The following is a 14,663-nucleotide window of genomic DNA, read 5'->3' on the forward strand; positions in this document are numbered from 1 at the left end:
ATTCATGTGACCGGTACCTGCATGATCATTTCCCGGTGTGCAGTCATGTACTGAATGTTGATCACATAGGCGCCCGGGTACTTTTGCTGTCTCTCCACCATCTTGCAGTTATTCGGATGGAGCTTTTGCCACCAGCGCGCAAGGAGGGGGATGTCGGTTTTGTTTAGCAAATAGAGATCGGGTAAACCAAACAGCCAATGAGTCTGATTTCTGATCCCTGAAAACAGAACATTGACCGACTCGCCGTTATCCAGCGAAATCATGACACTCGATTCAATCCGTTTTTCATAGTGCTCTGTCGCTGCAAGAATCGCCCGCTTGGCATCGTTGATTGAAATTTCAGGCATATCTGTTGGCCCCGTACCCCGGATGCTGACGTTGGATGTTTATCTTAGCGGGTGTATTGAACTGAGAACTTTGAAAGGAAAAAGATGATCTTTGTATGAGGTGATTTTTTAGGGAGAAGTGAGCAGGTACTGACGTGCCTGCCCTGAATTTTTTTGACTTCTGTTAACACGCATCAAATACGAGGGTTGTGCCGTAGCCGCTGTTGATGTGGGTTTGCGTGCCGGGAGAAACGGATAATCGGGTCCCGGCTGACTGATTACCGGAAACCGATTTGGCATGGCATAACCAGGCGCTGGCGCCCATACCCAGCTCGACGGTGGCTTTGTTGATCTGTAATGGTTGTGGGGCCTGCGTCAGTACGGCACCCATGGCCAGCTCAAGTGAAAGGGTCTCGGTTTCGCCGCTGAGTGTCAGTTTACTGCCCATTTTGCCGATGGCTGTGAAGCTGTCTTTCGCAAGGGCACAACTATCCACATCGGCCTGAATACCAAATCTGGCTTCGAGTTTATGCAGTGGCTGTGCGGTATAGACATGAAGCGTGATGGGTTCAATATCTTCCCATTTCCCCTCAGATTCATTGCTGATCTGAACCGTCCCCTGCCGGTCCCTGACTTTCATTTGATCCAGGACTTTGCTGTCTCCGGTGGCTTCAAAATAGTTTCGGTCACTGCAGTGCACGCTGACTTCCATCCCTTTTTCAACCGTCAGCGAGTCGAAACTGCTGAGGGGTAACGTGCGGGTTTGTTCATCAGCAAAGCTGAAAGGGATACCACCGACGATGCCGGAGAAAAGCAGGATACCGGTGAGGGAAGCTGGGAGCATTACTTTTTTGGCTGTTTGATTCATCAGTCGTCACATTCGTTTGAGGAAAATTGGATTTGAATAATCAATATACGTGCCAATGTTCATCCAAGCTGGCGAAGCCAGGTTTGATAAGGCTTTGAAGCGAATTCATGTGCGAACACTCAGTGCTTTCCAGAGAAAATCATTCGTCATAAAAACGAACAGGTGGCGAATTTAGCCACCTGTTTTATCAATTTCAATTGTGCTTTTGAGATCGGCAGCAACTGCTACATCAGCGAATTCACGGTGAAAGAGACATTGCGGATCACGCCATGATCCGTCGCCAGTTGCCAGTCCGGATCGGTCATGAATCGCAACGCCGCAAAGCCAAGGCCATCGGCATCCTGTAAGGTCCAGGTTATGGTTTTGTCACTGCCGGTGAAACTGATCTCCAGTTGTCCGTTGGCCTGAATGACCCAGCTGAATGCTTCGGTGACCGGCTGGTCCGCACCCGGCGTGACATAGGTACCGGTGCCAGAGAGTAATCCGTCACCGTTGGCTGCCGGTACGCCGGAGAACTCAAGGCTGTGACCATTGTCCGTCAGGAGTTTCGTATTGGTCAGCAGCGCCGCAGTGAACTGCAACGGCGTTGCAGCCCATGGGGTTCCGCAGCTGGTCAGTGCCTGATCGTACTCTGTCCGGGTTGCACCACTGTCCGTCGGGCTTTGTGTACTGTCATTCCAGCCGGTGTTGAAGTCATCACAATGTGACAATATGCCGCCGGGTAATGCACTCCGGACCAGTGAACCCGAACTGATGGCGCCCTGTTCAGCCGTAATGCCGCCGGGTGTGCCGTTTTTCACCCAGAGGGTATCCTGAGTAAACACCTTCCAGTTGGTTTCGTGGTTTGCCTCGTCTTCTCCCAGTGCGGCAAAGGTTTGAATCCAGCTGGTTGAGTTTGCAACATCGCTGCCGACGATCACCAGTTGATTGTTTTCCACTTCCCACTGATAAGTCTGATAGTCCCCGTTTTTCTGACGGTAACCAAAGCCCTGATTTTCACCGTCGGTGGTCAGGAAGGTGTAACGGGTGGACAGATCGTCACCAGATTGTCCCCACAGGAAGGACTGGCTGGCCAGAAGGTCGGCAGAAAACGTAATATCCCCGCCTGTCGTACCTTGTTTGCAGGTTTCGATCGCTGCTGTAAATTGTTCTTTGGTTGCTGCTATGGTGGGCGCATCTCCAGAGAACGAAGAGTCATCGGTGGTGCAGGGGGGCAGGTCCGCACTGGCAGCCGGAACAGGATCGTTTGACTGCCGGTAATCCAGACTCCGCATCTGCGAGATTGCCTGCGTATCGATGAGGCCATTGCCCTGACTGGCATATTCAGAATAAACGACGAAGGAATTGGTTTCGCTGTGCTTATTGAGCAGCGCCCAGACTTCCGCATCACCGTTGCTGTGGAAAATCTTCACCATACCGGGCGCGAAGCCGTTGCGGTCATTACTGGTGGTGATCAGCCAGTTGAAGCTTCCGGTGGCCAGACCATTCCGGTAGCGAACGCCAGTGCCGTCATTTGAAAATTCAAAGGCTTCACTGCCGCCTGTACCGGTCACATGGCTGCGACGCAGTGTTGTTAGCGCCTGCACGTCAGCAATCCCGAGGGGCAGATAACCCCCGCATTGCAGGATGACGTTATGTACTGAGCTGGCATCCATATCAAATGTGCTGGAGATGATGGCATCAAACTGACAGTTTGATTTTGCCGCGTCCATCGGATCTTCGTCGTAACTGTCACTGACGCCATCGTTATCATTGTCCGGATCTGCATTATCACCGGTCCCGTCGCCGTCCGTATCGACGGTTTCACTGCCATCAGTCGGGAACTGGTCATCTTTGTCGCTGACGCCATCCCCATCGGTATCCGCATTGAACGGATCGGTTTTAAGAACAGCCTCTTCGGCATCGGTCAGGCCGTCATTGTCATCATCGGGGTCGGCGTTATCTCCGATGCCGTCATAGTCGTAGTCTGCATTTTCTGTGGCGTCATCTGGGAAAGGGTCTGCCGCATCAATCACGCCATCGCCGTCGGTGTCGGTGCTCAGCGCGACATCATCAATAATCACAGGCTGACTGTCACTGTCCAAAATAATCCGGCCATGAGCATCTCTGACCAGATGGTGATGGGTATCTAACTGTTTCAGGGCATCGCGTAAGCGACGAAACTCCGCCAGCGGTGCGGTCACATCGGCACCGCTGGTCAGTTCCTGTTCCGGCAGGATCCCCAGCATGACGATGGCCCGGGCTTTTACGGCGACATCCGCCAGGCCGCCGGCAATGTAATCGCCCATGACCTGATCCGTGCCAATTCCGAGAGACTGCGCCACGGCTGTAATTGCGGTTGATTCCCCAAGTCCTTCAAACATATAGAGATGAACGATACTGGTCAGCGGGGTGACCGTGGTATAGCCCACCGGGGCAGACATCAGAAAGCCAGTGGCGACGGGACTGTCCGGTTGATCCCGATCGACGGTTTGTCCCGGAATCGCAAGGACAAAGGAAGCATACTGGGAAGGTTTGTCCAGGCCATTGAGGAATATGGAAGCCTGACCTGAAGCATTGGTCATGCCTTTGCGATCCCCGCCTTCAAAGCGGAAGTTCTCCCCGATATCCACCCACGCCTGGGCATTTTCGAGATAGCCGTCAATGGCGGTAACAGAATAGGTAGAAATAGTTTTTACTGGCGTGGCAGGTGCTTTGGCTTCTCCGCCACAACCCGCCAGCAGGCTGATCCCGATCAGCCCGCATGCGCACTCCCATGATTTGTTCATCATGTTCAGCCCCTAAAATCAGTCACACCACATACCGTGGTCAATGAAGTTGCAGGGCTGCAACATCACAGCCCGGCTTTTTTATCATGCTCTGAGTGTTAGCTTAGTGTTGCCCAGCTTGACCATCATTCAGGCCGGAGAAAATGGTTGTCACGCAACTGAGAATTGACACGTTTAGGAAGCGTTCATTGTCAACATTCTGGTATAAGCTTATGAAAGTCATCATAAATCACAGGGAGTGTTCTGCTCATGACGACAAGTTTTTTTGCTTCGGTGCTGGCGCTGTGGCTCTGCTGGCTGTCGATCCAGGTCATCAAGGCTCGCCGGCGTCATCAAATTGGTTACGGCGACGGAGAAGGGAAAGCAAAAGATCTGCAACTGGCCTGTTCGGCGCAGTCAAATGCGGTGAACTATATTCCAATTGCGTTGATCTTACTTTTTCTGCTGGAAGAAAACGGCGGTGCAAACTGGCTGATTGTCCTTGCCGGGCTGGTGTTTACCTTTGGGCGGGTGATCCATGGCCGGGGGATTCTGGCTGACAGCCTGAAAGGCCGGGTACTGGGGATGCAATTGACGCTCTGGCCGATTATCGCGCTGGCGGTGCTGAATTTGTTGTACCTCATTTTGGGCTGAAAGAAATGTCAGCGGCAGCCTTTCGGCTGCCGTTGCATGTGTGCTCAGGCGAAGTACAGCACTCCCAGAGATGCCAGTCGGCTGGCTCCGGTCACTTCGGGTAAATTGCTCGGCAGGTTGTGAATACGTCGCTGAGCCAGCCAGGCAAATGCCATGGCCTCCATGTAATCACTGTCGATGCCATGTTCACCGGTAGTGGAAACCTGCCAGTCGCCCAGCAATGCCGCTAAACGTGTCATCAGGAGCGGGTTCCGGGCTCCGCCGCCGCAGACCAGCAGGGTCGGCTGCGGGCCGGACTGAAATGACAGAACATCCCGGGCAATGGTAACTGCGGTGAATTCACACAGGGTGCGCTGCACATCTTCTGGTTTGAGTGTCTGGCCTGCCAGGTGTTGGGTCAGCCAGGGCAGGTTAAACAGTTCCCGGCCGGTGCTCTTCGGGGCTGAACGGGCAAAATATGGATCTTGAAGCAAGGCATGCAGCAGTGTCTGGCAGACCTCGCCCTGACTGGCGAACTGGCCGTCGTGATCAAATTTGTGTCCGGTATGTTGCTGACACCAGGCATCCATCAGCATGTTGCCGGGACCGGTATCAAACCCGAGCACCGGCTGATCCGGGCGGAGCACGGAAATGTTGGCGATGCCGCCGATGTTCAGAATCACGACACTGGAGTCGGAAGACTGGAAGATGGTTTTGTGAAACGCGGGCACCAGCGGGGCACCTTGTCCGCCGAGCGCCATGTCTTTGCGGCGGAAGTCGGCCACGGTATCGATCCCGGTTTTGGTGGCGATAATATTGGCATCTCCCAGCTGCATGGTGAAGGGAGCATCGCCGCAAGGCTGGTGGAATACCGTCTGACCATGGTTGCCAATCGCCCGGATCTGTCCGGCGGAATAGCCGGATTTCTTCAGCAGGGCATTGACCGCATCAGCAAACAGGTGCCCGAGCAGATGGTCCAGCGCACCGATTTCAATCAGATTGGTTTGCTGGCCAATACATACATCCAGCAACCGCTGTTTGAGGTCTGCGGGCATCGGAAAGTCATCATGGGCTAATAATTCAAGGTGTTGCTCGTCAATCGCAACCAGCGCCGTATCCACACCATCCATACTGGTGCCGGACATCACGCCTATGTATAACTCCCGGTATAACTCCCGGCTCATGATTTTGCTCCTGCCGTTAAGACCAATTTCAGGCAACGACGTTATCACGATTTTGTGCCGGATGGCGTGCTGTATTTGCCCGAGCGTGAAATTCATCTGGGTCGGCGGGTGGAAAATCAAACGAAAGTTGAGAACTGCTGCCATCATGGCTAGGCTTGCAGTTAAGTGCCGGAAAATTATCAATAAAAGCGTTGGGTTGCGTGTGTAAATCTGCCGCTGCAGGGTTGTTCCGGTCTGGCTTATGGATGATCAGGTAGTGTTATGTCCGATTTTTGGCAAAAAAATCTGTCTGCGGCGAAATCCTTCAGGCAGGAATTACATCGTCATCCCGAACTCGGGTGGCAGGAACATCAGACGGCCGCAGCGATCCGGGACCGGCTGACGGCGCTGGGCATTGACTGGCGCCCTTGTGCGAAAACCGGCACGGTTGCGCATCTTCCGTCGCTTCACCCGGATGGCTGCCATCTTGCGCTGCGGGGCGACATTGATGCGCTGCCGATTGAAGAAGACAGCGGCCGAAGCTGGGCTTCCCGGCATCAGGGCTGTATGCATGCCTGTGGTCATGACGGTCACACTGCGGCCCTGATGGCGACTGCGGCCTGGCTGAAAGCGCATGAAGATCAACTGAAAGGGCCGGTCACTTTGCTGTTTCAGCCCGCAGAGGAAGGCGGGCATGGTGCCCGGGAAATGATTGCCGATGGCGCGCTGGACGGTGTTGATGAAGTTTATGGCTGGCATAACTGGCCAGCCATCCCGTTCGGAAAAATGATTTGTCCGGATCACCTGGTGATGTGCGGCAACGGGACTTTTTCGGTGACGGTGAAAGGCAAGGGGGGGCATGCCAGCCAGCCGGAGCTCTGTGCTGATCCTGTGCTGGCAGCTTCAGCGATAACACTGAATCTGCAGCAGATCATCAGCCGTCGTCTGCCACCGCAACATGCTGCTGTGGTGAGTGTCACGTCAATCGAAGCTGCCAGTGGGCTGACCGTGATTCCGCAGCAGGCCGTGCTGAGTGGCAGTATCCGCGTGCCGGATGACGACACGAAAACCCGGATCAATCAGCTGATTGAAGAAATCTGCCATCATACGGCTCTGAGCTTCGGCGTGACCTGTGAAGTTGCAATCCAGCCGCGCTACAGTGCGACTATCAATCATGCGAAACAGGCTGAAAAAGCCCGTCGGGCCTGGCTGGCGGATGCAGAGCAGCAGCTTGATCACGCCATTTCCCTGCCGGTGATGGCGTCGGAAGATTTCAGTTATTACCTGCAACAGCTGCCGGGCGCATTCGCCCTGATCGGTGCGGATGACGGCGAAATGACGCATCAGTATCCCTGTCACAGTCCGCACTACGATTTTAATGATCGGTTACTCGAAAAAGTGGTTCGATGGTACGCCCGGCTTGCGGGGGCGCCATTACCGGACTACACAGAGTAAGAGAGGTAAAAAAAGTTCAAGGGCTGTTGAACGCTGGCTGAGCAATTGGCGAAGCGCAACAGCCCTCTTCACATCAGAGATTTCACTCCAGACAATCTGACCGCACAAGGAGATGTACGATGAGCATTTTTGAACAGCGCGAATCCGAAATCCGGGCATACTGCCGGGTCTACCCTGCCGTGTTTGACACGGCCAGCAATGCCAGGCAGACAGATGAAAACGGCAAAGAATATATCGACTTTTTCGCCGGGGCTGGCGTGCTGAACTTTGGTCATAACAATGAACGGATGAAACAGGCGGTCATTGAATATTTGCAGCGAAACGGCGTGACTCACAGCCTGGACATGCATACCCGCGCCAAGCGTCATTTCATGGAACGATTTTCCCGGATCATTCTTGAACCGCGCCAGATGTCACACAAGATGCAGTTTATGGGCCCTACCGGCACCAATGCGGTTGAAGCGGCCCTGAAGCTGGCCCGGCGTGCCACGGGACGGCATGACATTGTGGCTTTTCATCATGGTTTCCATGGCATGACGCTCGGCTCACTGGCATGTACTGCCAATCAGTATTTCAGGGGGGCGGCCGGTATTCCGCTGACACATGTCTCGCATACCGCATTCGGGGCGGAAGGGGCAACGGCCGATACCGCCATGCAGGCATTGAAACTGCTGGAAGAAAGTTACCGGGACGGGTCAAGCGGGGTAACAGCACCAGCTGCCTTTCTGGTTGAGACGGTGCAGGCAGAAGGCGGGGTGAATATTGCCGACAAAACCTGGCTTCGGGCATTGGCGTCACTGGCGAAGTCGGTCGGTGCGCTGCTGATTGTGGATGATATTCAGGCGGGGATGGGGCGGACCGGTTCCTTCTTCAGCTTTGATGATTACGGCATCGAACCGGATATCATCTGTCTGGCGAAAGGCTTAGGCGGACTGGGTACGCCGATTGCGATGAATCTGGTGAAACCTGATTATGACCGGCACTGGTCACCGGGTGAACACACCGGGACTTTCCGTGGCCAGTGTCTGTCTTTTGTGGCCGGCAGTGAAGCCCTGAGCTATTTCGAAGACAGTCACCTGATGACGGAAGTGAAAGAGAAAGAAGCCATCATGCAGTCTGCACTCGGATCGCTGGGGGCTTATGAAACCATTGAGATCCGCGGCAAAGGCATGTTGTACGGTGTGGATGTCGGGAACGGCGAAAGAGCAAAAACCATTGTCAGCCGCTGTTTTGACGCCGGACTGCTGGTCTCCGCCTGCGGCAGCGGGGGCCGGGTGATTAAGCTGATCCCGCCGTTGACGACACCAGAGGCAGATCTCAAGGCCGGGCTGGCGATTCTGGTGGCTGTGACACAAGACGTTCTGCAGGAGGCGGCATGAAAAAACGCGATGATATGACGTTCCCTTTTGAGGAATATGAACGTCGCCTGAGTGAGCTTCGTCTGCGGATTGCGCAGCGCCATTTGGATGCGGTGGTGATTACCGATCCGGAAAACATTATGTACCTCACGGATTACCAGACCACCGGATATTCTTTTTTTCAGGCACTGGTGGTGCCGCTGGAAGATGAGCCTTTCATGATCACCCGGGCGATGGAAGAGTCGAATGTGTTCGCCCGGACCTGGATCGAGCGCACCCGGCCCTATCCGGATACCGGGGACGCCATTCAGATGCTGGTGGATGCGCTGCGTGAATTCGGGCTGTCGCGAAAACGCATTGGCTATGAACGGAACAGCTATTTTTTCCCGGCGTACCACCAGGATACGATTCATACCACCCTGACCGAAGCCAAATTGCTGGACTGCTTCGGCATTGTTGAGCAGGGGCGGATTTGTAAATCACCAGTCGAAATTGAGCTGATGCGCAAAGCAGCCGTTGCCACTCAAGCCGGGATGAAAGCCGGGATTGAGGCCTGTCGGTCTGGCGTGACGGAGAATGAAATTGGTGCGGCCATCAGTGCGGCAATGTTCAAAGCCGGCGGGGAAGCACCGGCTGTGATGCCTTATGTGACTTCCGGTCCGCGAACTATGATTGGTCATGCGACCTGGGAGGGCAGGGTGGTCAAACCCGGTGAGCATGTCTTTCTCGAAGTTGCCGGTTGCTATCGCCGCTATCACACCGCCATGATGCGCACGGTCGTTCTGGGAGAGCTGACGGATTCGATGTTCAAGGCTCAGGAGCTGATGAAGCAGGCGCTGCATTCGCTGAATGATTACATCCAGCCCGGTATGACCGTCTCGGATGCGGATAATCTGATCCGAAATATCATTTCCCAAAATGACGTGGGTGCCCGGCTGATCACCCGGTCTGGTTATTCAATCGGGATTGCTTTCCCACCCAGCTGGGATGAGGGCTACATTGTCAGCCTGAAGCAGGGGGTGTCTACGGTGCTGGAAGAAGGCATGACTTTTCATATTATTCCCTGGATGTGGGGCGTGGATGGCGATAAAACTTGCGGGATCTCGGACACCATTTACATCACGGCCGATGGGTGCGAGTCCTTTTTCAGTTTGCCCAAAGATTTCACTATACGGCCGGATCAGGGCAAAGCGTCAGGGCTGGAAGAGCCGTCGGCAGCTGTATCTGCAGAAAAAGCCACGTCGATCGACAAAGCCCGAAAAGGTAAACACCAGCAGGCGAACGGATAGCATGAGGAGGGGCGCACCATGTTACTGAAAGCAATCAATCCGGCCAATGGCACACTGATTGAAGAATATCCCACACTGAATGCTGATGAGATGGCGCAGTGTATCTCCGCGGCCACTGCGGCACAGGCGGACTGGCGGCGTTTATCTTTTGATGAACGGGCTGAAGTGCTTCGGCGGGTTGCCGGTCAGCTCAGAGAAAATCAGGCCCGGCTTGGTGCTTTGATGACTCAGGAAATGGGAAAACCGGTGAAAGAAGCCGGGCCGGAAGTGGAAAAGGCTGCCTGGTGTGCGGAGCATTATGCGGAACATGCGGAAGCCTATCTGGCAGATCAGAATATCAAGACGGAAGCGTCACACAGTTATGTGTGCTACCAGCCATTGGGCACTGTGCTCGGCATTTTGCCGTGGAACGCACCTGTGTGGCTGGCGTTCCGGTTTCTGGCTCCGGTACTGATGGCAGGCAATACCTGTGTGATGAAGCATGATCCGCACGTACCGGGCTGTGCCCGGGCGATTGCAGAGATGTTTTCGCTGGCAGGAGCGCCGGACAATATCATGATCAACCTCCCGGTTGAGAATGATTTGGTCGGGCAGGCGATCGCTCACCCCGATATTGCAGCGGTTTCCTTTACCGGTTCCGATCGCTCCGGCGCCACAGTTGCTTCACTGGCTGCGAGTCTGATTAAACCGGCTGTGCTGGAACTGGGGGGATCGGATCCTTGCGTGGTGCTTGCAGATGCAGATCTGGAAACCGCCGCAGATATTGCCACCCTTTCCCGGATCATCAATGCGGGCCAGTCCTGCATTGCAGCGAAGCGGATTATCGTTGAAGCGCCGGTGTATGAAATCTTCATTCAGTTAGTGGAAAGGCGGCTGACTCTGCTCAGAGTGGGTGACCCGGTTTCCCCCGAGACGGATGTTGGGCCGCTAGCACGGGAAGATTTGCGCCAGAATCTGCACCGGCAGGTGGAAGAAAGCGTTGCTGCCGGAGCGCGTTGTCTGATGGGCGGGCAGCCGGATACCGGTATGGGTTATTTTTATCCTGTGACTCTGCTGGCAGATGTGACGCCTGAGATGACCGTGTTTCGGGAAGAAACATTTGGCCCTGTGATGGCGCTGATCAAAGCCAATGATGCGGATCATGCATTGCTTCTGGCTAATGATACGGCATACGGACTCGGGGCCAGCGTGTGGACGACGAATCCGGCTCAGGCCCAGCGGTTTATCCGGGAACTGCACGCCGGTCAGGTGGCGGTGAACGGGATTGTTAAAACCGATCCCCGCCTGCCCAGCGGCGGTATCAAACGTTCAGGCTATGGTCGTGAACTTGGTCCGCATGGCATTCACGAGTTTGTGAATGCCAAACAGGTGTGGGTGAAGTGAAGGAAGGGCGTGTAGCTGAAGCGGTTAAACCGCTTCAGCTTCTTCAACTTGCTGTTGCTGATAACGCGATGAGCAGATGTACAGGTAACCAGCAATGACCAGTATAAAAGCGGTCGACAGGAACAGTGCCGGACCGCCATACCAGGATAAGATGATGCCCCCAGCCAGAGGAGACAGACTGACACCAATGGAGGTCAGGTTACCGGCCCCAAAATAGGCCCCCCGCAGATGATCCGGAGCGGCACGGTCGATCAGCAGATTGAAGGTCGGAAACAGAATCACTTCCCCGACGCCCAGTACAAAGGTTGCCGCCAGCCAGCTCCAGTCCGGTGAATCTAACGGGAACATGGCATACATGACAAATGCGACAGCAAACAGCGACACTCCCAGATAAACCCGCTGATATAACGACCAGCGGCTCAGGAGTTTCAGCACGGGAAATTGCAGCAGGACAATGACACCGGCATTGACCGTGATCATCTGCGTGTACAGGTCAACCACCCGATCCCCCAGCGCGTTCAGATACTGAACCAGTGAGGTTTCCTGGTGCAGGTAGGCATACATCACCAGGGTGTTGGCCAGAATCAGGATCATGAACGCTTTATCTTTTGCCAGAACCTGCAGGGTTTCACCGAAGTTCTGACTGTTCTTGGGCGGCTGCGGTGTATTGCGGATTTGCCAGAAGGCAATGATAAAGCAGCTGCAGTAGATCAGATACCCCAGCGCGACCAGATAAAACGAAGATTGCACGCCGGTAAAGCCGAGCTGTAAACCGAGCAATGGTCCAAAGGCCGCACCCAGGTTAATACAGTAATAACGGACCTGATGGGCCATCTCCCGCACATGAATCTCTGGCAGTAAATCTGAAATCATGGCCCGAGCCGGGGGTTCGAGCATAGCCCTGCTGATCCCGGCCATGAGTGCTCCGGCAGCATACAGCCAGCTTTGATCGGCCTCAGCCAGAATGACAAAGGTCGCGACATGCGCCAGGCAGCTGATGATCAGCAGGTTTTTCCTGCCGAGCTTATCTGACAGGTAACCCACATAAAGTGCGACCACGGCGCCCCCAAAAGCGGCCAGACTCATAATGGTGCCGATTTCAATTTCAGAGAGCCCGAAATTGCGGTGCAGCATGACAGCCATATAAGGCCAGACCATGAAAAAAGAAGCGCGGGTCAGGAATGTGCCGATCAGAACAGCCCAGATCGGTGCAGAGAAACGACGTACGTGAGACAACTCCATGTCTTTCATTTTCCATTGAACTTTCCGGATATGCAGTCTGTCACAGAGACAGAATATTGTCTGCAACTATTTTTATCAGTAAGCACAATCTTCGCTTGTTCGATTTATTCGAATTACTTACTCAAATCCGGGCTGTGTTGTTTGGCTGTCACAGCAACTACACTTGCTCTCAATCGAGTCAAACAGCAAAGCTACTGAACTTTACGGTGCTTTCAAAATCTTTGAACTTGTATCCGACTTTTATCTGAATATTTTGAGGAAATTTATCATGTCTTTGATCAAACGCCTGCTGACTTCTGCTGACAGTTTTGCTCCTCTGGCGCTGCGTGTGCCAGCCGGAATTATCTTCATGGCCCATGGTGCCCAGAAACTTTTCGGAGCTTTTGGTGGCTATGGTCTGGAAGGCACGGGGCAGTGGATGGCATCTATCGGTCTGGAACCTGGCATGCTGATGGCATTCATGGCCGGCAGTGCAGAATTTTTCGGTGGTCTGTTCATCCTGCTGGGTCTGCTGACTCGCCCTGCGGCAGCGGTGCTGGCTGTCACCATGGTTGTTGCAATTGTCAGTGTTCACTTACCAAATGGCCTGTTTATGTCAAACGGTGGTTATGAGTTCGGCCTGTCTCTGTTGGCGATTGTTGTGTCTCTGGCAGTCTCAGGTGCAGGCAAACTGTCTGCAGACAGCCTGCTGGCAAAACGCTTTCAGTAAGTACGCGCTGTAAAGAAAACCTGTTATCAGGCTTCATGAATGAGGAGTGACATCATGCTGGAAATCAGACGTGCTGCAGACCGCGGAAGAGCATCTTTCGGCTGGCTCGACAGCCGCCATACGTTCTCTTTTGGTCATTATTACGATCCGAAGCAGATGGGGTTCTCAGCACTTCGGGTCATTAACGATGATACCGTGCGTCCGGGGGCAGGGTTTGATACCCACGGTCATCAGGACATGGAAATCATCAGTTATGTGCTGGAAGGCGAAATCGCCCACAAAGACAGTGCAGGCAATATCAAACGCCTGCCTGCCGGTGAATTTCAGCTGATGTCAGCCGGTAAAGGGATCTATCACAGCGAGTTTAATGCGTCTCACGAAGCGGACCTGAAATTTCTGCAAATCTGGATTCAGCCGAACCAGTTCGGCGGTGAGCCGGGTTATCAGCAGAAAGATTTCGGGCAGCAGGATGGATTAACCTCTGTGATTACGCCTGAGGGCGAAAATGGCACGCTGTCGATTAAACAGGATGCCCGTCTCAGTCAGCTGATTCTGCCGGCAGGGGAGTCCCTGACGTTAACACTGCAGGCCGGTCGACGATTCTACATTCATCAGGTCAAAGGAACGTTGACTGCGGGCACTGAAACACTTCAGCCCGGAGACGGCCTGAAAGCGGAACAGTTACCTAAGTTGATTGTATCCAATTCCGGTGAAGTTCCGGCAACAGCATTGGTGTTTGATTTGCCATAAACGTTGCTCAGAGGTTTTCCCCTCAGCCAAGATTGCTTACACTTGACCTCAGTCCGGCCACATCATGTGGCCGGTTTGATGAGAACCTGAGGAGAACAAATGACAACAGCGAAAATAGGGATTGTAACCGTCAGTGATCGTGCAAGTGCTGGCGTGTACGAAGATATTTCCGGTCAGGCCATCATTGATACACTGAACGACTATCTGACGTCACCCTGGGAACCTGTTTACGAAGTGATCCCTGATGAGCGTGATGTGATTGAATCCACGCTGATCCGTATGTCTGATGAAGAAGAGTGCTGTCTGATTGTGACCACAGGGGGTACCGGTCCGGCGAAACGCGACGTGACCCCGGAAGCGACGGAAGCGGTCTGTGACCGGATGATGCCGGGCTTTGGTGAACTGATGCGTGCTGAATCACTGAAGTTTGTGCCGACGGCGATTCTGTCCCGCCAGACGGCCGGGCTGCGCGACGATACCCTGATTGTAAACCTGCCGGGTAAGCCGAAATCCATTCGTGAATGTCTGGATGCTGTGTTCCCTGCGATTCCTTACTGCATCGATCTGATGGAAGGCCCATATCTGGAAAACGACGAGTCTGTGATTCACGTTTTCCGGCCAAAACAGAAATAATCACTGACTGCATTCCCTGCTGTCTGCACATCTCAGCAGGGAAAATCTCCCCAACACCGCCCTCTCGCAATCTACACTTTAAACAATTACCTATGTGTCGCGCGAAG

At 53.9% G+C, this 14,663-nt stretch carries 13 protein-coding genes; 8 read left to right on the top strand and 5 right to left on the bottom strand.

Going from position 1 to position 14,663, the window contains the following annotated elements; all coding sequences use genetic code 11:
* Positions 1-2: 2 nt before the first annotated feature.
* The 3 genes from ACYP03_RS07475 to ACYP03_RS07485 form a co-directional block, all read right to left on the bottom strand.
* Positions 3-347, bottom strand: coding sequence for a hypothetical protein (locus ACYP03_RS07475; protein WP_459779097.1), 345 nt, complete (start codon positions 345-347; stop codon positions 3-5).
* A 163-nt stretch (positions 348-510) separates the two neighbouring features.
* On the bottom strand, positions 511-1,194 hold the full coding sequence (locus tag ACYP03_RS07480) for a GIN domain-containing protein (RefSeq protein WP_330960322.1): 684 nt from the start codon (positions 1,192-1,194) through the stop codon (positions 511-513).
* A gap of 224 nt (positions 1,195-1,418) precedes the next feature.
* Positions 1,419-3,965: a hypothetical protein gene (locus ACYP03_RS07485; protein WP_459779098.1), complete on the bottom strand. Its 2,547-nt coding sequence runs from the start codon at positions 3,963-3,965 to the stop codon at positions 1,419-1,421.
* A gap of 246 nt (positions 3,966-4,211) precedes the next feature.
* Between ACYP03_RS07485 and ACYP03_RS07490 the strand changes: the two genes are divergently transcribed.
* Positions 4,212-4,595 (top strand): MAPEG family protein, encoded by a 384-nt coding sequence (locus tag ACYP03_RS07490; protein WP_459779099.1) that lies wholly within the window; start codon positions 4,212-4,214, stop codon positions 4,593-4,595.
* A 44-nt stretch (positions 4,596-4,639) separates the two neighbouring features.
* Here the strand turns inward: ACYP03_RS07490 and ACYP03_RS07495 are convergent, their stop codons facing one another.
* Entirely contained in the window at positions 4,640-5,758 is a 1,119-nt protein-coding gene (locus ACYP03_RS07495) for an anhydro-N-acetylmuramic acid kinase (RefSeq protein ID WP_459779100.1), read from the bottom strand.
* A gap of 261 nt (positions 5,759-6,019) precedes the next feature.
* On the opposite strand from ACYP03_RS07495, the gene doeB2 reads away from it, so the two are divergent.
* From doeB2 to ACYP03_RS07515, 4 genes are all read left to right on the top strand, one after another.
* On the top strand, positions 6,020-7,192 hold the full coding sequence (doeB2, locus tag ACYP03_RS07500) for a N(2)-acetyl-L-2,4-diaminobutanoate deacetylase DoeB2 (protein WP_459779101.1): 1,173 nt from the start codon (positions 6,020-6,022) through the stop codon (positions 7,190-7,192).
* A 119-nt stretch (positions 7,193-7,311) separates the two neighbouring features.
* Positions 7,312-8,571, top strand: coding sequence for a diaminobutyrate--2-oxoglutarate transaminase (locus ACYP03_RS07505; RefSeq protein WP_459779102.1), 1,260 nt, complete (start codon positions 7,312-7,314; stop codon positions 8,569-8,571).
* Positions 8,568-9,839, top strand: a complete 1,272-nt coding sequence (gene doeA / locus ACYP03_RS07510) for an ectoine hydrolase (protein ID WP_459779103.1) — start codon at positions 8,568-8,570, stop codon at positions 9,837-9,839. The genes ACYP03_RS07505 and doeA overlap by 4 nt, the downstream gene beginning before the upstream one ends.
* A gap of 18 nt (positions 9,840-9,857) precedes the next feature.
* Positions 9,858-11,222 carry an NAD-dependent succinate-semialdehyde dehydrogenase gene (locus ACYP03_RS07515; RefSeq protein ID WP_459779104.1) on the top strand — a complete coding sequence of 455 codons (1,365 nt, stop codon included), beginning with the start codon at positions 9,858-9,860 and terminating at the stop codon, positions 11,220-11,222.
* A gap of 24 nt (positions 11,223-11,246) precedes the next feature.
* Here the strand turns inward: ACYP03_RS07515 and ACYP03_RS07520 are convergent, their stop codons facing one another.
* Positions 11,247-12,464 (bottom strand): MDR family MFS transporter, encoded by a 1,218-nt coding sequence (locus ACYP03_RS07520; protein ID WP_459779105.1) that lies wholly within the window; start codon positions 12,462-12,464, stop codon positions 11,247-11,249.
* 268 nt (positions 12,465-12,732) lie between these two features.
* On the opposite strand from ACYP03_RS07520, the gene ACYP03_RS07525 reads away from it, so the two are divergent.
* The 3 genes from ACYP03_RS07525 to mog all read left to right on the top strand — a co-directional run bounded on the left by ACYP03_RS07525 (position 12,733) and on the right by mog (position 14,556).
* Positions 12,733-13,173 carry a DoxX family protein gene (locus ACYP03_RS07525; protein WP_371929417.1) on the top strand — a complete coding sequence of 147 codons (441 nt, stop codon included), beginning with the start codon at positions 12,733-12,735 and terminating at the stop codon, positions 13,171-13,173.
* A 54-nt stretch (positions 13,174-13,227) separates the two neighbouring features.
* Positions 13,228-13,923, top strand: a complete 696-nt coding sequence (locus tag ACYP03_RS07530) for a pirin family protein (protein WP_459779106.1) — start codon at positions 13,228-13,230, stop codon at positions 13,921-13,923.
* Between the two features lie 99 nt (positions 13,924-14,022).
* Complete coding sequence (gene mog / locus ACYP03_RS07535; RefSeq protein WP_459779107.1) at positions 14,023-14,556, top strand: molybdopterin adenylyltransferase; 534 nt, start codon at positions 14,023-14,025, stop codon at positions 14,554-14,556.
* The last annotated feature ends 107 nt before the right edge of the window (positions 14,557-14,663 follow it).

The sequence above is a fragment of the Photobacterium sp. R1 genome, from assembly GCF_054600795.1.